Here is an 18,301-nt window from a genome sequence, read left to right as displayed (position 1 = left end):
GCTGTTTTATTTGGCATAAAACTTGCATTTAATGTAAGTGGACAGTGAATCACCATTGTTGGAGGTAGGAAAGCGTGAAAAAAATTATGTTGATTTGTTCTGCGGGGATGTCGTCGAGTTTGCTTGTGCAAAAGATGCAGGAAGAAATTGCGTCGCAGCAATTGGACGCTGAAGTGATCGCGGTTGCTGAAGCGGATGTCTCGAAGTACATTTCAGAGGTTGATGTAGTTTTGCTTGCCCCGCAAGTGCGCTTTTTAGCGAAAGGACTTAAACGCAAATTTGGTTCGCGTGAGATTCCTGTTGAAATTATTGATGCGATTGATTACGGAACGATGGACGGTAGAAATGTTTTGAATCAAGCTTATGCAATGATGGAGCAAAGGGATTAAGTTTTCGCGTTATAAAACTACAACTTGTGTTTAAAAAACGTTCGAAGAGAGGATTTTTAGGTTATGAGAAAATTAGGAATTTCGGTTTTTCCGCAACATGTACCGCTTGAAGATTCGTTAAACTATGTGGAAATGGCAGCAAAATATGGTTTCAGTCGTATTTTCACGTGTTTAATTTCGGCAAATGACAAAGAAGAGTTTGCCAAGCTCGAAAAAATTTGTAAACGCGCGAATGAACTTGGATTTGAAGTGATTGCTGACGTCGATCCAACGGTTTTTGAATCGCTTAATATCACTTATAAAGAACTTGATCGTTTTAAAGAAATCGGTCTTTCTGGGCTTCGACTAGATCTTGGCTTCTCGGGTTCAGAGGAAGCGGAAATGTCATTTGATGACAATAATTTGATGATTGAACTCAACATCAGCAATGGAACGAGTTATGTGGATAATATTTTGAGTTACCAAGCTAACCGAGCAAATATTATTGGCTGCCATAATTTCTATCCACGTCGTTATACGGCTTTATCCCGTGAGCATTTCTTACGGACGAGCAAGCAGTTTAAAGATTTGAACTTGCGGACGGCCGCTTTTGTTTCTTCAAATGAAGGGAAATACGGTCCGTGGTTTGTCGTAGATGGTGGGCTTCCAACACTTGAAGAGCATCGCGGGATGGATATTGCAGTTCAAGCGAAAGATCTTTGGAATACGGGCTTGATTGATGATGTGATTGTTGGCAATATGTTTGCTTCTGAAGCAGAACTAAAAGCTTTGAGCGAACTAAATCGCAATGAGCTAGAACTTTCTGTCGAGTTCTTGGATCAAGCAACAGAAGTGGAAAAAGAACTTGTCTTGACACAAAAACACTTTAATCGTGGCGATGTATCAGCTTATGTGATTCGTTCAACGATGACGCGTGTGAATTACAAGCAATTTGATTTTGCCCCACATGACACCGTTTCGCTTGAATTAGGCGATGTGACGGTTGACAATAATGGTTATGAACGTTACAAAGGCGAAATGCAAATCGCGCTCCAAGCTATGGAAAACTCGGGAAATACAAATGTTGTAGCTCGTGTGGTTCCAGAAGAACGTTACTTGCTTGAAACGATTCAACCTTGGCAACATTTCCGCTTAGTAGAGAAAAAATAAAGCTTATTCAACCAGCCTTGATTTCTTCGGGAACGAGGCTAGTTTTATTTAATATGATATATTGACAACCATCTATCTATTAATTATACTTAGTTTTGAATAGACTAATTTTTTCAAGAGGAGGCGTGTAGATGGAAGTTCAGTATGAACAGGCGGTCAGTCAGTTGAAAGCATTGTCAGATGCTAATCGATTAATGATTCTTGATATGTTATCTTGTGGCGAATTATGCGCCTGTGAAATTTTAGAAAAAATGAAGATTACGCAGCCTACTCTTTCTCATCACATGAAAATATTATGTGCTTGCGGACTTGTGCTATGCAGAAAAGAAGGGAAAAATATGTTCTACCGTTTGAATGAACAAGAAACAAGTCGCTTAGAAGGCTTTGTTCATCAGTTATTTTCGACTTCGCTGAATTGCATTTGCAATTAGCTGCGCGGATGCAAGGAAGCGTTTCGTTTTATTTTATACATAGATGATTATCTATCTAATGGGGAGGTACATAAAATGAAGGAAAAAAGAAAACTTGAAGGAATCGGTTTTTTTGATCGTTATTTGAGTGTATGGGTTATTCTTTGTATGGTGATTGGTGTTTGTATAGGCAAGTTTTTACCAGAGATTCCAAGATTTTTAAATCAATTTGAATACGCGCAGGTCTCGATTCCCATTGCTATTTTAATTTGGCTAATGATTTATCCGATGATGATGAAAGTAGATTTTCAAAGCATTAAAGACATCGGAAAAAATCCAAAAGGCTTGTTTGTCACTTGGGTCACAAATTGGTTAATTAAACCTTTTACGATGTTTGGCATCGCCGCTTTTTTCTTTTACGTAGTCTTTAAGCAGTTGATTCCTGCAGAATTAGCGAAAGATTATTTAGCCGGTGCGGTTTTGCTTGGTGCGGCGCCGTGTACGGCTATGGTGTTTGTTTGGAGTCATTTAACGAAAGGGAATCCTGCTTATACGGTTGTGCAAGTGGCGACAAACGACATCATTATCTTGATTGCGTTTGTTCCGATCGTGAAACTTTTACTGGGCGTAAGTGACGTGAGCGTGCCTTGGGATACGCTATTTTTATCCGTCTTTTTATTTGTGGTTGTTCCGCTTGTAGCAGGAATTTTAACACGAGTGCTTTTAGTGAAACGAAAAGGGAAAGTTTATTTTGAAAAGCAATTTATTCCGAAATTTAATCATACGACGGTGATCGGATTATTATTAACGCTCATCATTATTTTTTCATTCCAAGGAAAAGTTATTTTAGATAATCCCGTGCATATTCTTTTGATTGCAGTTCCACTGATTATCCAAACTTTCTTGATTTTCTTTGTGGCTTATTTGGCATGTAAAGCCTTGCGCTTGCCGCATGACATTGCCGCGCCAGCAGGAATGATTGGAGCTTCCAACTTTTTCGAGTTATCAGTAGCTGTTGCAATCGCAATTTTCGGTACCACATCTCCTGTTGCCTTAGCCACGATCGTCGGAGTTCTCGTTGAAGTGCCAGTTATGTTAATCTTAGTAAGAATCGCAAACGCGACAAATAGCTGGTTTAAGGAGGAGAAACGTGAAGCCTAAAGTTGGATTTATTTGTGTGCACAACTCGTGCCGCAGTCAAATGGCAGAAGCACTCGGGAAATTGTTAGCAAGTGAGACTTTTGAAAGCTTTTCTGCAGGAACCGAAAGTGTCCCTAAAATCAACCAAGATGCCGTACAAACGATTTATAACCTATATCAATTTGATATGTCTTGTCAAAGTTCAAAAACATTAGAAGCCATTCCAGAAGTAGATATCGTGATTACAATGGGGTGTAATGTGGAATGTCCGCAAATCAAATGTAGTCATCGCGAGGACTGGGGACTTGACGATCCTACGGGTAAGAGTCAAATAGAGTTCGAAGGGACTGCAAAAACCATTGAGAAAAAAGTTTTAGATTTAAAAAGACGAATCGAAATGGGTGAGATTGATTATGAGAAATCCTAAGGTTAACTTCTAACCTTAGGATTTTTTTCTACCAAGTGCTTCAAAAAGCTTTCGCGTTTTTTGGTATAATAGAATAGAGTTGTTTTTAATTTTACAATATCCCGCAAGTGGAACATAGAACAAGTGCAAGAAATTCGTTTTGGCTTAAGATCGATTGACAAAGGAGGAGAATCGTGTGAAAAGGTACATCGCTTTGCTGCGAGGAATCAATGTAAGTGGCAAGAATAAGATAGTGATGACGGAATTAAAAACAGGATTTGAAGAACTTGACTTTGTAGAGGTTGCGACGTATCTAAATAGTGGAAATGTGATTTTTTCCAGTAGACTTGAAGACACACTACTACTTACTAAAAATATAAAATCAATGATTAAAAATAAATTTAACTTAGAATTACCTATTCATGTCCTTTTACAAGAAGAACTAAAGGAAATCATAGACAATGCGCCTGATTGGTGGGGAAATGCGGATAAAGCCATCTATGACAATTTGATCTTTCTCTTGTTTCCTTTAGTTTATGAGGAATTTTACGATAAAATGGGAAGTCCTAAAGTTGAGCTTGAGAAAATACAGCCTTATAAAAATGCTGTTTTCTGGTCATTCAGTCGAAAAGACTATCAGAAAACAAACTGGTGGTCAAAAACTGCGAACTCGAATGTAAGTAGTAAGATCACTATTCGTACAGCGAATACGGCTAGAAAAATAGCGGAAATGTGATGAGAAAAACCTGTCTTGAGGACTCCAAAATGTAGGCGAATAAAAACAACCAATAGCGAGGTATTGGTTGTTTTTTGTATACTTTTATAAAGTCAGAAGTCTCTACTCAGTCAAACAAAAAACGAGCTCGATGAAAATCGAAACTCGTTCTCACGCCATATAATAAAATAAACGTCCCCTGTAGGAATCGAACCTACAACTAAACCTTAGGAGGGTCTTGTAATATCCATTTTACTAAGGGGACAAAATGAATGAACGCTTTAGGTAAAAAGAAGCCCAACGTCCTTATTCTAGCAAAATTCCCCGTTTTTTTCAAATAAAAGACCGCTAAATCAACGTTAGCGGTCTGTTTACTATTTAGAAATCATTTTTACGTAGTCGAGTGATTTGCCAGTTCCAATTGCTACGGATTTAAGTGGTTCCGGCGCCATATGTACGGGGACATCAATCCGTTCAACTAACCATTCTTTGAATCCTTGAATAAGTGCTCCGCCACCAGTTAGTACGATGCCGCGATCGACGATATCACCGCTTAGTTCTGCGGGACATTTTTCAAGTGTAAGCCGAATCGCTTCGAGAACTCGTTCAAGCAATTCTTCAATCGCACTTTGAATTTCATTGGAAGAGATCGTGACTGTTTCTGGAAGTCCAGTTACAAGGTCGCGTCCACGGATTTCTGTTTTAAGTTCTGCATGCGGGACGGGTGCATAAGCGAGTTCCTTTTTCACGCGCTCAGAGGTTGCTTCACCAATTAATAAGTTATATTCTTTACGAATATAGTTAATGATTTCTTCATCAATATGGTCGCCACCAGTTCTGATGGATGTACTTGAAACAACACCACCATAAGAAATAATCGCAATTTCTGTTGTTCCGCCTCCGATATCAACAACCGTATTGGCGACTGGCTCAGAAACAGGAAGGTCTGCGCCGATTGCAGCTGCCACCGGTTCTTCCATTAAAACTACAGATTTTGCTCCAACCGCTTGTACGGCATCACTAATTGCACGGCGTTCTACAGAAGTAGCTCCACTTGGTGTTGAGACCACGACGTTTGGCTTGCGAAAACTTCCTTCAGAAGCATTGATTCGCTTCATGATTTGTTGAAGTAAACCGCTCGTTACGTCAAAATCGGCGATTACGCCTTCACGCATTGGGCGAATGATTGCAATGTTCGCAGGCGTTTTTCCCATCATTTCTTTTGCTTCATGTCCAAAAGCGAGGACATCGTTCGTGTTTGTATCAACCGCCACAACGGATGGTTCATCTAAGATAATTCCCTTTTCTTGGTTGTAAACTAAGATATTGGCTGTTCCTAAGTCAATACCGATTGTAGTAGTTCCAAACATTTCAACACCACTTTCTATTTTTACACTTATTTTTACAGTTACAAAATACGTCTGTTATTTTTTCCCTGCTTTGTCTAATTTAAACGAAAATCACAGAAATGACAAGAATTTGTTAACTAAATGAAAAATGAGCACTCAGATAGAGTGCTCAGATCGTGAACTGTTTTCATATTTGACGTACATAACATAATAAATGATTCCACTTAAAAATGCGAGGATTGCAATAATCGAGAAAGTGAAAAAATAACCGATTACGGCTGATAGTGTAATGGCAAGTGGTGCGATCACTTTTCCAAGATTATAACGCAAACCAGCTGCGGAAAAATACATCGCTCGTTTATCTTCTGGTGCTAATTTTGAAACAAAGTTTTGTTGGATGCCGACTGTCATAAGTTCAGCAAAACTGTAGATGATGATTGCGGCAATGGCTCCGTATGGTGTCGCAACAGCTGCGAATAAGAAGAGCCCGATCCCAAACAAAAAGGAAGAATTCATAAATACAAATTTTTCCCGGTAACGACTCATGATGCGAGTTACGAAAACAGTGAGTGCAGCTACGAAAAAGCCGTTGATCGACACAACAAGTCCGAAAAGTTGCTCCCCGGTTAGCGAAATCCCAAATAGTGTAGAATTGCCAATTTCTTCTTTGATAAAAAGTGGGAACAGCAAGTCAAGTTGCATTGTCGCTTGAGAAATAATAATGCCTGCTAAAATGTAAAGAAAGAAAATCTTATCTTTAAAAATCAGCGTGTAATTTTTTATTTGTTCCATGATAACAGTGGCAAGCGACTTACTGCCTTGCGCTTTTCGCAATTCTGGGTTTAGTGCAAGCGGAGCCGTTTCGTGCCCGAATCTTTGTAGTAAAAACAGCAAGACAAGGTCGAAAAAGGCAATTGCGAGTAATGTTTCAACCGTAAAGTCGTGAAAGACAATCGAACCAAGAATAGGTCCAACAACAACAGCTACGTTGACCATCATATAGAAAATGGAATAAACGTGACTACGATGTCTTGGATCCACTACATCGGCGATCATCGCTTGACTGGCTGGTTGGTAAAATGACATGAAAACACTCGCCAGTGTGAATCCCGCAAAAGACAGGTAAGGGGAGTGCATGAAAGATGTGGCACCGAGAGCAAAAATCAAAAAACCAATGCCCTCACCAATTACCGAAATACTCATCATTCGTTTCCTGCCATACGTATCTGCAAAATAGCCTCCAAAAAGCGCCGTGATCACTGCTAAAATTTGTGAAAAAATAAGTAGAATACTCGTTAATGCGCGTCCAATTGAATCAGAAAAATATAGCGTCAGGAAGGGAAAGACTGTCCAGAAAGAAATATCGAGCAGCGCTTCCCCAAATAGACGCACTTTTAAATTGACGTCCCAATCTCTAAATTTCATGCATATACCTTCTTCCGTGTTAGGTTTCCGTTTTCTCTAGAGAAGAAAATGTAACGAAATGCACGGCATATGTGTTCAATGAAAAAAGGAATTAGAAAGCCCAGTCTCCGTTTCGGAAGACAGGTAAAGTTTCGCCGCTTTCTGTCACACCATCAATATCCATTTTATTTGAACCAATCATAAAGTCGACGTGAACAAGACTTGTATTGACACCACGGTCATCTAGTTCCGCGCGAGTCATGTTTTCGCCACCTTTAATATTGAAAGCATAAGCACTTCCAATTGCCAAGTGATTCGAAGCATTTTCATCAAACAGTGTATTGTAAAAAAGAATGCCGCTTTGTGAAATCGGTGAAGGATCTGGAACGAGCGCCACTTCACCTAAATAGTGAGAACCTTCGTCTGTTGAAACTAGATCTTCAAGGATTTCTTGTCCTTTTTCAGCTTCTACTTTGATTATTTTTCCATCTTTAAAAGTAAGTTTGAAGTTATCAATGATATTTCCTGCATAGCTAAGCGGTTTTGTGCTCGAAACATAGCCACTTACACTTGTTTTTTCAGCACAGCAGAAAACTTCTTCTGTTGGCATATTCGCCATGAATTCGTGCCCTTTTTCATTGTAACTACCCGCGCCAACCCAAACATGATCTTTTGGAAGTCCGATATAAAGATCCGTTCCAGGGGCTGTATAGTGAAGCGTTTTAAATTGTTTTTCATTTAAATCTTTTGCTTTCGCATAAAGTGTTTCGTCGTGTTTTTTCCAAGTTTGGATTGGGTCAGCTGTGTTGATACGTGTCGTTTCAAAAATAGTTTCCCACAATTTTGGAACTTGTTCAGCTTCTGGTAGTTCAGGGAAAACTTTCCCAGCCCAGCCGGCGGAAGCTGCCGCAACAACTGTCCAGCTAATGGCATTGGACATTGTTAGCTCACGAAATTCTTTAAGCGCTGCGCCCATAGCTTTTTGCCCAGCAGCGATTTTTTGCCCATCGACACCTTTTAATAGGTCAGGATCTTCTGAGACGATGGAAATAAAACAAGCTCCTTCTTTAGCGAGCTCGGTCCGTTCTTTTACGCGATGTTCGGGCGCTTCCTCAAAAACAGAAAGTGGGGCACCTTTATAGCGTTCAAGGGTGACGCCTTCGTCCGTCCAGTTTACGATAACATCTTTCGCTTTTACAAGAAACGCATGTTTAGCGATTAAGCGAACGAGCGGGGCTGAATCAATGCTCGCATTGATTACCACTTTTTGCTCGGGCTGGACATTGACCCCAGTTTTGACGATCAGCTCTGCATATTTGTCTAATTTTTCATTAAAAGTTGTCATTATTTCACACCTCTCTTAAATGTCATAGATTTATAGTAGCGCAAAATGAAGCGGAAAGCAACGGGATTTGGAACCTTTTAAATAAAACTAATTTTCTGATATTTGTGGTTTTTTATGCATTTTGGCAGAAAAGAGGAGTGAATTTACGACAAATTTGTGAATTTTTCGGCAAAGTGGTTTTCAGTAAACAGTTTTTTGCTATAATAAAAAGAAAAAGGGATTGGATTTATTAATGAGGATTTTTATCAGTATGTTGTCTTTTGTTATGGCAGTTATTGGATTAGTTAATCAAATACAGATCGCTGACCGCATCCAAATAAATATATTTACGATTTCTGAACAGGCAATGGACATTTTTGGTTATATCATTACGATTGGGATGATTATTGCGGGGATTTTGTATCTATGTGGGAAAAAGAGTCGCAAAAAAAGTGTTTGCGCAGTCATTTTGTGGGCCCTATTAGCTTTCAGTGGCTTTTTCATGGAACCAGTTTATGATTCCTTCCTTTTCCTGCGCCCGATTACTTGTACGATCTGCAGTATTCTTGCACTCTTTGTTTTTATCCCTAAAAAGCAGCATTAAAAAAAGATGCCGAATTCGGCATCTTTTTTATTCGTTTCCAAGTAACACATCGACGTATTTCTTGGCATACGCCTCAGCGCGCTCTACATCCTCTTCATCTGGATCTAAGTCGACCTTAAGACCTTCGACAGGAACCGTTGCACCTTTTTCTTTTAAGCGAGTTTCAACGAGGTCAACCGTCAAACAAAATTCATCATAAAAAGTATCGCCAGAACCGAAAGAAGCACAAACTTTCCCAGAAAAGTCAACATCGGCCATATCTTCATAAAAATCAACGAATTCATCAGGAAGCTGTCCATCATCATACGTATAGCCACCAATTAAAGCTCCATCGTAATCCAACAGTTCTTCCGGCTCAACATTAATACATTCTTCGATTTCAACTTCAATATCGTATTTTTCTAGCTCTTCACCAAGAATATCAGCGATTTCTTGTGTATTTCCCGTCATGCTTGCGTAAACAATCATCACTTTTGCCATTTTCTCATACCACCATTTTCTGAAATATTTTTTGAAAAGCTATCCCAAAGATAACTTTATAAATGGATTTACTAACACTTCTATTATAAATGTCTTGTTAAATTGTGCAACCTTTTTTTGCCGATTGCTTTCTTTTCTTTTAATCGCGCGTTATAATTAGGGATAGTGGATTTTCTAGGAGAGGATGAAGCAGACAATGATTACACTTAAATCACGCCGCGAAATTGATGAAATGAAGAAAGCCGGCGATATTTTAGTTGAAACTCATAAAGAAATTGCTAAAATGATCAAACCTGGCGTAACAAGCTGGGATATTGAAGTTTTTACAGATGAATTTTTGCGTAGTAAAGGCGCAACACCGGAGCAAAAAGGATTTGAAGGCTATGAATACGCAACTTGTGCAAGTATTAATGATGAAATTTGTCATGGCTTCCCCAGAAAAACGCCTCTAAAAAATGGTGATATTATTACGGTGGATATGGTCGTTAACTATCACGGAGCTCTTGCAGATTCCGCTTGGACATATGCTGTTGGCGATGTCACTGATGAAGTCAAACACTTGATGGATGTAACGCGCAAATCGTTATATCTTGGAATTGAGCAAGCGCAAGTGGGGAACCGAATTGGCGATATTGGTCATGCCATTCAAACTTATGTAGAAAATGAAAATTTAAGCGTAGTTCGTGAATTTATTGGGCACGGTATTGGGCCAACTCTTCATGAAAAGCCTGAGGTACCACATTATGGTGCGCCTGGAAAAGGACCGAGACTCAAAGAAGGCATGGTTATCACGATTGAGCCGATGGTAAATATTGGCGGCTGGAAAGCAAAAATGGATGATAATGGCTGGACGGCGAGAACGGTTGATGGTTCATTATCTGCACAGTATGAACACACGATCGCGATTACGAAAAACGGACCAGAGATTTTGACTTACCAAGGTGAAAATGAATAACAAACAAAAAACTGCGGCAGAGATGTTGCAGTTTTTTTAAAGGGGAAATGAAGATGAGTGAAAAAGCTTCGGTCCACCGTTCAAGTGTGCCTTTTACTGTGGATCGCTTAATCAAGGAATTTCAAAATGCGGGAATAAAAAAAGGGGATACTATTATTTTCCACGCCTCACTTTCACAAGCGGGATGGGTTTGTGGTGGAGCGATTGCAGTGATTGATGCGCTTCAAGAACTGTTAACAAGAGAAGGGACACTCGTTATGCCAGCGCAAACTGGAGGATTAAGCGATCCGAAATTTTGGGAGAATCCACCAGTTCCAGAAGAGTGGTGGGAAGAAATCAGGCAAAATATGCCACTTTTTGACAAGGACCGGACGCCGAGCTCGGGCATGGGAGTCATTGCTGAAAGTTTTCGAGCTTTAAAGGACGTCGTTCGGAGTGATCATCCTTATTATTCATTTACAGCATGGGGAAAGCATGCGCACTGGATCGTGAAAAATCATTCACTCTCACACGGATTTGGAGACGAGTCTCCGCTTGGAAAACTCTATCAACTAGAAAACGCTAAAATTGTTTTATTCGGTGTTGATCACGATAAAAACACATCGCTTCATTTAGCAGAAGAACACGCTATAAAAATCCCTGTAAAGACAGGAACTGCAGCTAAAATGAAGGCAGGAAAACGAATTTTTGAAAGTTATGAAGAAAAAGCTTATGATAGTGACCAGTTTTTAAAAGTTGGCGAGGCATTTGAAAAGACACAAGGAAACTTTGAGAAACAAATCGCCCTTGCGCCTTCTAAAATTTTTGAGATGAATGCTTTGATAGATTTTGCCACGCATTATTTTGATTGTTAGTTTTTCCGAATTGTACTTAATTCTTCAGCGAACATTTGCATTTCTCGTGGACTAAAGGAATTTTTGCGAGAAATGAGTTGATAAAGCTCCACTAACAAATCATAGTGAACTTGTTCAAGCTTCATATTTTCAAAAGCCGAGGCATTAACCATCTTGAACTTTTCAGTGATTTTTTTGAGAATGAAATCCACATTTTCCTGACTGGGTTGTTCTAAATTCATTTTTTATTCCCCTTTTGCTCGTAATATTGAAGATTTTATCATAAAATAAAGGGACATGCGAGTTTTGCTAGTTTGTAATCGAGAGAAAGCTTAGCGCTTCATTCTATCGAAGGGAGGGGAAAGTAGTGCTTAAGAAAATAACGAGCAATCGTTTTTATCGAGTTACAAAATTAATCATTCGACAGATCGGCAAAAATGATGTTTCAGGAAATGCAGCGCAGTTAGCTTATTATATGCTGTTTTCGATTTTTCCAATGCTTTTAATTGCAGCAACTTTGCTAGCATATGTGAATATTGACAGAGATTCTGTATTTAATTTAATTCAAGAATTTGCTCCAAAAGAAATCATCAACTTTTTAGAAGGAAACCTTGATTCACTTCTATCGAAACGAAACGGGGGACTCCTTTCAATTGGGATTATTGCCACACTCTGGTCGGCATCAAATGGAATGAATGCTGTTACAAAAGCTTTGAATAAAGCTTATAATGTAACAGATCGGCGCAATTTTATCTTACAACGACTCTTATCAATGGTTTTCACAGTTGCAATGATTGCTACAATTGGTGTAACTCTGATCCTACTTGTATTTGGCCAGCAAATTGGACTTTTTATTTTTAATCATTTACATGTTTCAAAAGAATTCGTGGATTTTTGGAATAATACGAGGTGGCTAATTACAGTAGTGGTGATCTTTGTTGTCTTTGTCTTTTTATACTGGGTGGCACCAGCTAAGCGGAATCGTTTCCTAGGCGTTTTGCCGGGAGCTATTTTTTCGACTGTGGGTTGGTCGCTCACTTCACTTGGCTTTGCGTATTATGTAAATAACTTTGCTAATTATTCTGCCACTTATGGGAGTATTGGTGTTATTATTATCTTAATGCTGTGGTTTTATTTAACAGGAATTATTTTAATGGTTGGCGGGGAGCTCAATGCAGCTTTTGCGGTCTTGAAGCAAAAACGCGTCATCGGTGAAATCAACTAAATGATAGCAAAAATAGCCCTTTATCTTGATAGATAGGGCTATTTTTAATTCTGTTATTCGGATTATCCTTAGCTTGCTTCTGTCATTTAATCAGCGGGTTGTTGATGGATTTCTGAAAGTTTTGCTCGGATTGCTTGCATGACTTCGTAAGCATCTTCACTGTTTGTAATATCAATTTGATCAATATCAAAAACAAGCGTGGCACTCTTATCGTAACTTTCAAACCAGCTATCATAGCGCGCGTGAAGGCGTGTATAATAGTCTAGCAAGCTAGGGTTTTCGAGGATTTGTTCATAGGGGCGACCACGCTTTTCAATTCGCTTAAGGACAGTTTCGAGGCTGCCCCTTAGGTAAATCATCAAATCAGGCGCTTTCTTGGGTAGTGTACCTAGCTCTTCCATCATGTTGTCAAGCAGATCAAGGTAAGTATCCATTTCTGGTGCTGAGATGTTCCCTTCTTCATAGTTGATTTGTGTGAAAAGCGCATCTTCATAAATACTTCGGTCAAGCACGTTATTTTTATCACGCAGTGCGGCTTTAATACTACGAAAACGCGTGTTTAGAAAATAAATTTGTAAGGCGAACGCCCAGCGAGCCGGGTCGTCATAAAACATTTCGAGAATCCGATTATCCTTGATGCTTTCATAAAAAGCTACGGATCCGAGTTCTCTTGCGATGAGTTCTGTATAGCTGCTTTTTCCAGCTCCAATCATTCCAGCAAGTACAATCACGTTTTTTTCCATTCCTTTCAAGAAAAGGCCTCCTTAATCTAAAGCCATTCTCACTCATTATACTAAAAAGCGGTGACAAAATAAAAGTTTTTTGATAGTATGGATGAAGAATTGAAACGGAGGAGATGCGGTTGGACGAAGCAAAGATAAAAGTAGGACAAAAGTTTCCACTTGAAATCAAAAAAATGGGGATAAATGGTGAAGGAATCGGTTATCATAAAAAAACAGTCATATTTGTACATGGTGCGCTTTCCGGTGAAGAAGTACTGGCCAAAGTAACGAAAGTTTTTCCAAATTATTGCGTGGCAAATGTGGAAAAGATCAAACGCCAATCGGAATTTCGCGTAACACCGCCTTGTCCGGTTTATGAAACTTGTGGAGGCTGTGAGCTGCAACATTTAAAATATAGTGCGCAGCTTGATTTGAAAAAGGATTTGTTAATCCAGGCACTTGAAAAGCACACCAAGTTGAACACCAAAAAGTTGAAAATCCGTGAGACGATAGGGACGGAAGAACCGTTTCGTTATCGAGGGAAAAGTCAATTTCAAGCTCGGATGATTGATGGGAAGATGGCAACGGGACTTTACGCGCGCGAAAGTCATCAACTTGTTCCAATTGAAGATTGCTTAGTACAAGATTCGCGGACTGTGGAGTTAACCAATGCGGCACGTGACTTACTGAATCAACTGGGGGTAAAAGCCTATGATGAACGCAAAAAAACGGGAGATATTCGAAGTATTGTTGTTCGAGTGGGCGTGAATACTGGAGAAGCGCAGCTTGTTCTTGTAACAACAGGTAAGAATTTTAGCGGCAGGCGAAGCTTCATTGAAGAAATCACTGCGAAATTTCCAAATCTTGTCTCCATCATGCAAAATGTGAAAGAAGACGATAGTTCCCTAATTTTTGGACCTGAAACTGAAAAGCTTTTTGGGCAGGAACAAATGACAGAGGAGCTATCCGAATTAAAATTTGATTTATCGGCTCGCGCTTTTTTCCAGCTGAACCCTAGTCAAACTGAAAAGCTCTATGCGGAAGTTGAAAATGCGCTTACGTTAACGGGTGAAGAAAGCCTTGTGGATGCTTATTCTGGCGCTGGTACAATTGGTCTTTACCTTGCTAACAAAGTACGAGAAGTTCGGGGGATGGACGTTGTCGAAGATGCTGTACTTGATGCCGAGCATAATGCTAAAAAAAATGGCATTAAAAATGCGGGCTATGCGGTTGGATCTGCTGAACAAGTGTTTCATTCTTGGCAAGAAGCAGGCTATAAACCGGATATTGTAGTAGTAGATCCACCACGGACTGGACTTGAGCCGGGCTTGCTTCGTTCCATCTTGCAAGTGAAACCCAAACAGCTTGTTTATGTGTCGTGTAATCCAAGTACATTAGCACGCGATTTGGCACAACTTGAAAAGCGCTATCGCATTCGTTATTTGCAACCCATTGACATGTTTCCAATGACAGCTCAAGTTGAATGCGTGGTTAAACTCACCTTAAAATCTAATCCCAAAAAGAAATAAATAAACCGTATGTGACCAGCCGATTAATCGGCTGATGACATACGGTTTTTTTGAGTTATTAAGCTGATGAGGATGGCAACGAATAGATTGGCAAAAAGTGGTAAGAAGCCAATATTAATGTCACTAATCATTGCCGGTAGGTTTGGAAACAAGGTGGCGAGTGTCATGCTGTAATTGCTGATAAAGATAGTAATTAAAATCCCAACGGCCATCCCAGCGAATGCCCCTTCTTTTGTGAGTGGGTTTTTCTTTAAAAGACTTGCAAAGAGCGCTGGGCAAAGCTGAACGATCAAGCTATAACCGACTTGCAAGATGGCTGCAAGTGCATTTCCGCCTTGAAAAACAAATAAACAAGCAAGTAAGCCAAGTACTGGCACAAAGCATTTCGACCAAAGCGCAACACGAGCTTCATTTGGTTTACTTTTCCAACCAAATACGATATTTTTAGAAACGAGCGTACTCGCAGTCATGAGAAGCATTGCTCCAGGAACAAGCGCTGTGAGCATCCCAGCCGCTCCGATAATTCCAACAAAGAAAGGATCGAAACTTTTGATGGAGAGTTTGATCAAGGCGAGGTCACTTTCTTCGCCAGTTAGCCCAGGAACTTGCAAAACCGCTGTAAAACCAATAAAAAGAACGAATAAAAGCATTAATGTATAAAGCGGACTGATAATTGCATTTTTCCGGAACGTATTGGCATTTTTAGCGGTAAAGGTAGAAGCAAAAACTTGCGGCCACATATAAAAGCCAAGCACATAAAATAAGACTGTGCTAATGAACCAAGTGATGCTGTAAGTCGTTTTAGGAAAGGTCAGCAATTCTGGTTTAAAAGCTTCCACTTGCTTGAAAAGCTCTGAAAAACTACCATAATAGTGAAGCGGTAAGTAAATGCCCATAAAGACGATGACAAATAAAATCATCAAGTCTTTTAAAACAGATATCCAAGCCACCCCTCGAATGCCAGACAAAACTGAATATAAAATAATAGCAAGTGTACCAATAATGATAGCTGTATTCATTGAAATCCGACCATATGAAGTCAAAGAGACGATGATCCCAAGTCCCTTTAATTGAATGACGATGATAGGAATAATTGCAATAACACCAATTACAGCAACAAAAATACCGAGCCCACGACTTTGATATTTCCGAGCAAAGAAATCAGACTGTGAAACGAGTCGGTGCTTATTCGCATATTCCCAAATGAGCGGAAGTAAAAAATAAGAAGTGACGTAAGAAAGCGCGATATACACCATCACATAAATGGCTGATACCCCTTTCGAATAGGTCCATCCACTTCCACCTAAAAAAGAAAAAGTCGTATAGACTTCTCCGGCTGTAAGTAAAAAAACGAAAACCGTGTTAAAGCTTCGATTTCCCACCGTCCAGTTTTGCAAAGTCATTTTTTGTTTCTTGCGCGCACGTAACGCAAGAAAAATCGTTAAAATAAAAAAAGCCGATATGACGATAAGAGAAGTCAAGAACGGTCATCTCCTTTCTTTTTTTCAAAGTAGTAAAGAAGGAGAACAGAAAGCGAAGAAAGCACGGTGCCGATAGCGATCCAAAACAGCAAAAAAGGGATGCCAAAAATATGTGGATCAATGCGGTTGGCAAATGCTGCCCCGCCAAGAATGAACAAGAAGGGAACGAGTAAAATCCCTTTTTTCATGATTTACGTCACTCCTTTATTGTAAAATAGCCCAAACAATAATCGCATAAAAAAGTAATAATCCTGCAACGACAGAAATCGAAATTTTGATGAGTAACTTTTTATTAGACGAATTTTTTTGTGGCATGGTGAAGACTCCTCTCCGTTTTTTCTATAGATAAGAGTACCATAAAATCGCAGAAAAAAGCTAGTTGAGAACAAATTCTTCTAGCCGAAACCCTAGGTTCTTGCTTGTGGAATATGTTATATTTTTGTTACCTAAAAGCGAAACGGGGAAAAGTAAAATGTATCCTTAAGAGGAGGAATGAAGATGAGCGAAAATATCTATGATAATCCCGATTTTTTTGAGAGCTACAGCCAAATGGAGCGAAGTAAAAAAGGCTTGGAAGCTGCCGGGGAGTGGCAAACGCTAAAAGAAATGCTACCTGATTTTAAAGGAAAACATGTGCTGGATCTAGGATGTGGCTATGGGTGGCATTCGATTTACGCAGCGGAAGAGGGTGCATCTTCTGTGACAGGTGTGGATATTTCTGAAAAAATGTTGCAAGTCGCTCGCGCTAAAACAAATCTCGAAGCCGTTCAGTATTTACACGAAGATATTGAAAAGGTGCGCTTTGAAGCGAATTCTTTTGATATTGTTATTAGTTCGTTAGCTTTTCATTATGTAGAAAAATTTGATGAGTTAGTCAAAAACATACATCGTTTTTTGAAACCGAATGGTGCGTTTGTTTTTTCTGTTGAACATCCAGTATTTACAGCGGAAGGCTCACAGGATTTTAGCTATGATGAAGCGGGGAACATCACTTCTTTTCCAGTCGATCACTATTTTGAAGATGGCAAACGAATCGTTCATTTTTTAGGTCAAGATGTGACAAAATATCACCGAACTTTAACGCAGTATTTTGAAAGTTTACGCCAAAATGGATTTACTGTCGATCAAATGAAAGAACCCACTCCACCCGAAAAGCTGCTCGCTGTTCCCGGAATGAAAGATGAGTTTAGGCGTCCGATGATGTTGATCTTTGTCGCAACGAATATCAAATAAAACAAGAGGAAGCAAGTTTGCGCTTGCTTCCTCTTGTTTTTGGTTTAACGAAGCTCATTTTGAACAGCATCGTGTAATCGTTTCGCTGCACCGGAACCAGCTTTTTCATCATAGTAAGCCGTGAAACGTTCATCAGCGAGATACATTTCTACAATCCCAAGGTGTGCCTCTTCCGAATAGCTAGGCCAGAAATAGCCGAGCCACGCTTTATGCGTTTGAAAAGCATCATGTTGTAAATCTTCTGTTACCTCCGATTGCAGCTCTTTAAGCACTTCGACTAAATGCGCTTCCAGTTGCGTCACTTTTTCGTAATCTGCTTCACTCATGTGCGCCACCTTCTGATTGCTTTTTTCGATTTCAGCTTCTCCATACTTCTCGCGAATCTCGCTGCCATATTGTTGTTCATTTTGAGCAATCAGATCCTCTTTAAAAGCCTCGAATTTTTCTTGGTTACTCATCATTATCTTTCCTTCCCTAGCTTGTAGCGTTTTTTCAACTGTGTTAATAAGGCGCTTCAAGCGTTTTTCTTTTTGGAGGAGTTCAGCATGGTGCGCCTTAAGCGCTTCTTTTTCATCAAATTCAGGATTGGCTAAGATCTCCTTAATAGCCGGAAGGCTCACTTCCATTTCGCGATAGAATAAAATTTGCTGAAGTAAATCTACTTGTTCTTGCCCGTAAATTCGGTAGCCATTTGAGCTCACTCGTGCCGGCTTGAGTAGCCCAATTTCATCATAATAGCGTAGTGTCCGTGAACTTACACCGGCGAGATTTGCCAGTTTTTGAATCGTATATTCCATGAAAATCACCTCCACATTCATAGTTTAGGGGTTTACGTAACGTTAAGGTCAAGCTTTTTATGTGACAAATTTCTTTCGAAAATGTAAGCTTACAAGTTCTTTTCATTCGGGGGGCAATCTGCTACACTAAGGAAAGAGAAATCATTAGAGAGGGCG

21 protein-coding genes and 1 tRNA gene are annotated in these 18,301 nt (G+C 39.6%); 12 read left to right on the top strand and 10 right to left on the bottom strand.

Going from position 1 to position 18,301, the window contains the following annotated elements; all coding sequences use genetic code 11:
- Nucleotides 1-74: 74 nt before the first annotated feature.
- The 6 genes from UR08_RS12675 (at nucleotide 75) to UR08_RS12650 (ending at nucleotide 4,230) form a co-directional block, all read left to right on the top strand.
- Nucleotides 75-389, top strand: coding sequence for a PTS sugar transporter subunit IIB (locus UR08_RS12675; RefSeq protein ID WP_115754041.1), 315 nt, complete (start codon nucleotides 75-77; stop codon nucleotides 387-389).
- A 63-nt stretch (nucleotides 390-452) separates the two neighbouring features.
- On the top strand, nucleotides 453-1,538 hold the full coding sequence (locus tag UR08_RS12670) for a DUF871 domain-containing protein (protein WP_115754040.1): 1,086 nt from the start codon (nucleotides 453-455) through the stop codon (nucleotides 1,536-1,538).
- Nucleotides 1,539-1,669: 131 nt separating this feature from the next.
- The gene (locus UR08_RS12665; RefSeq protein WP_115754039.1) at nucleotides 1,670-1,969 is read left to right on the top strand and encodes an ArsR/SmtB family transcription factor; all 300 of its coding nucleotides are present in this window, start codon (nucleotides 1,670-1,672) and stop codon (nucleotides 1,967-1,969) included.
- A gap of 75 nt (nucleotides 1,970-2,044) precedes the next feature.
- Nucleotides 2,045-3,109, top strand: coding sequence for an ACR3 family arsenite efflux transporter (arsB, locus tag UR08_RS12660; RefSeq protein WP_115754038.1), 1,065 nt, complete (start codon nucleotides 2,045-2,047; stop codon nucleotides 3,107-3,109).
- Nucleotides 3,099-3,515, top strand: coding sequence for an arsenate reductase/protein-tyrosine-phosphatase family protein (locus tag UR08_RS12655; protein ID WP_115754037.1), 417 nt, complete (start codon nucleotides 3,099-3,101; stop codon nucleotides 3,513-3,515). Before arsB ends, UR08_RS12655 begins: the two co-directional genes overlap by 11 nt.
- Nucleotides 3,516-3,690: 175 nt before the next feature.
- The gene (locus UR08_RS12650; RefSeq protein ID WP_115754036.1) at nucleotides 3,691-4,230 is read left to right on the top strand and encodes a DUF1697 domain-containing protein; all 540 of its coding nucleotides are present in this window, start codon (nucleotides 3,691-3,693) and stop codon (nucleotides 4,228-4,230) included.
- Nucleotides 4,231-4,402: 172 nt separating this feature from the next.
- Here UR08_RS12650 and UR08_RS12645 read toward each other — a convergent pair.
- From UR08_RS12645 to UR08_RS12630, 4 genes are all read right to left on the bottom strand, one after another.
- Nucleotides 4,403-4,474 (bottom strand) — tRNA-Arg (locus UR08_RS12645).
- 109 nt (nucleotides 4,475-4,583) lie between these two features.
- Nucleotides 4,584-5,579 (bottom strand): rod-share determining protein MreBH, encoded by a 996-nt coding sequence (gene mreBH / locus UR08_RS12640; protein ID WP_115754035.1) that lies wholly within the window; start codon nucleotides 5,577-5,579, stop codon nucleotides 4,584-4,586.
- Nucleotides 5,580-5,714: 135 nt separating this feature from the next.
- Nucleotides 5,715-6,983, bottom strand: a complete 1,269-nt coding sequence (locus tag UR08_RS12635; RefSeq protein ID WP_115754034.1) for an MDR family MFS transporter — start codon at nucleotides 6,981-6,983, stop codon at nucleotides 5,715-5,717.
- A 91-nt stretch (nucleotides 6,984-7,074) separates the two neighbouring features.
- On the bottom strand, nucleotides 7,075-8,307 hold the full coding sequence (locus tag UR08_RS12630; protein ID WP_115754033.1) for an aminopeptidase: 1,233 nt from the start codon (nucleotides 8,305-8,307) through the stop codon (nucleotides 7,075-7,077).
- A gap of 250 nt (nucleotides 8,308-8,557) precedes the next feature.
- On the opposite strand from UR08_RS12630, the gene UR08_RS12625 reads away from it, so the two are divergent.
- Complete coding sequence (locus tag UR08_RS12625) at nucleotides 8,558-8,890, top strand: hypothetical protein (protein WP_240616098.1); 333 nt, start codon at nucleotides 8,558-8,560, stop codon at nucleotides 8,888-8,890.
- A 27-nt stretch (nucleotides 8,891-8,917) separates the two neighbouring features.
- Here the strand turns inward: UR08_RS12625 and UR08_RS12620 are convergent, their stop codons facing one another.
- Nucleotides 8,918-9,370: a flavodoxin gene (locus UR08_RS12620; RefSeq protein WP_115754031.1), complete on the bottom strand. Its 453-nt coding sequence runs from the start codon at nucleotides 9,368-9,370 to the stop codon at nucleotides 8,918-8,920.
- A 196-nt stretch (nucleotides 9,371-9,566) separates the two neighbouring features.
- Here UR08_RS12620 and map point away from each other — a divergent pair, with 196 nt between their 5' ends.
- A complete protein-coding gene (map, locus tag UR08_RS12615; RefSeq protein ID WP_115754030.1) occupies nucleotides 9,567-10,325 on the top strand; it encodes a type I methionyl aminopeptidase in 759 nt (252 codons plus the stop codon).
- Nucleotides 10,326-10,378: 53 nt separating this feature from the next.
- Entirely contained in the window at nucleotides 10,379-11,179 is an 801-nt protein-coding gene (locus UR08_RS12610; protein ID WP_115754029.1) for an AAC(3) family N-acetyltransferase, read from the top strand.
- Here UR08_RS12610 and UR08_RS12605 read toward each other — a convergent pair.
- Nucleotides 11,176-11,400 carry a DUF1128 domain-containing protein gene (locus UR08_RS12605; RefSeq protein WP_115754028.1) on the bottom strand — a complete coding sequence of 75 codons (225 nt, stop codon included), beginning with the start codon at nucleotides 11,398-11,400 and terminating at the stop codon, nucleotides 11,176-11,178. The genes UR08_RS12610 and UR08_RS12605 overlap by 4 nt on opposite strands.
- Nucleotides 11,401-11,525: 125 nt before the next feature.
- Here UR08_RS12605 and UR08_RS12600 point away from each other — a divergent pair, with 125 nt between their 5' ends.
- Complete coding sequence (locus UR08_RS12600; protein WP_115754027.1) at nucleotides 11,526-12,383, top strand: YihY/virulence factor BrkB family protein; 858 nt, start codon at nucleotides 11,526-11,528, stop codon at nucleotides 12,381-12,383.
- Between the two features lie 86 nt (nucleotides 12,384-12,469).
- Here UR08_RS12600 and UR08_RS12595 read toward each other — a convergent pair whose 3' ends face one another.
- Entirely contained in the window at nucleotides 12,470-13,126 is a 657-nt protein-coding gene (locus UR08_RS12595) for a deoxynucleoside kinase (RefSeq protein ID WP_420812344.1), read from the bottom strand.
- Between the two features lie 119 nt (nucleotides 13,127-13,245).
- On the opposite strand from UR08_RS12595, the gene rlmD reads away from it, so the two are divergent.
- Complete coding sequence (gene rlmD, locus UR08_RS12590; RefSeq protein WP_115754025.1) at nucleotides 13,246-14,634, top strand: 23S rRNA (uracil(1939)-C(5))-methyltransferase RlmD; 1,389 nt, start codon at nucleotides 13,246-13,248, stop codon at nucleotides 14,632-14,634.
- A gap of 23 nt (nucleotides 14,635-14,657) precedes the next feature.
- Here the strand turns inward: rlmD and UR08_RS12585 are convergent, their stop codons facing one another.
- A complete protein-coding gene (locus UR08_RS12585; RefSeq protein WP_115754024.1) occupies nucleotides 14,658-16,115 on the bottom strand; it encodes a sodium:solute symporter family protein in 1,458 nt (485 codons plus the stop codon).
- Nucleotides 16,112-16,303, bottom strand: coding sequence for a DUF3311 domain-containing protein (locus UR08_RS12580; protein ID WP_115754023.1), 192 nt, complete (start codon nucleotides 16,301-16,303; stop codon nucleotides 16,112-16,114). Before UR08_RS12580 ends, UR08_RS12585 begins: the two co-directional genes overlap by 4 nt.
- Before the next feature lie 310 nt (nucleotides 16,304-16,613).
- Between UR08_RS12580 and UR08_RS12575 the strand changes: the two genes are divergently transcribed.
- Complete coding sequence (locus tag UR08_RS12575) at nucleotides 16,614-17,348, top strand: class I SAM-dependent methyltransferase (RefSeq protein WP_115754022.1); 735 nt, start codon at nucleotides 16,614-16,616, stop codon at nucleotides 17,346-17,348.
- A gap of 44 nt (nucleotides 17,349-17,392) precedes the next feature.
- On the opposite strand, the gene UR08_RS12570 is transcribed toward UR08_RS12575, so the two are convergent.
- Nucleotides 17,393-18,145, bottom strand: a complete 753-nt coding sequence (locus tag UR08_RS12570) for a MerR family transcriptional regulator (RefSeq protein WP_115754021.1) — start codon at nucleotides 18,143-18,145, stop codon at nucleotides 17,393-17,395.
- Nucleotides 18,146-18,301: the final 156 nt, after the last annotated feature.

It is taken from the genome of Listeria kieliensis, assembly GCF_003369925.1.
GTDB lineage: Bacteria > Bacillota > Bacilli > Lactobacillales > Listeriaceae > Listeria > Listeria kieliensis_A.
Note: the sequence above shows the minus strand (reverse complement) of the source record. Positions and strands in the feature narration are given on the sequence as shown.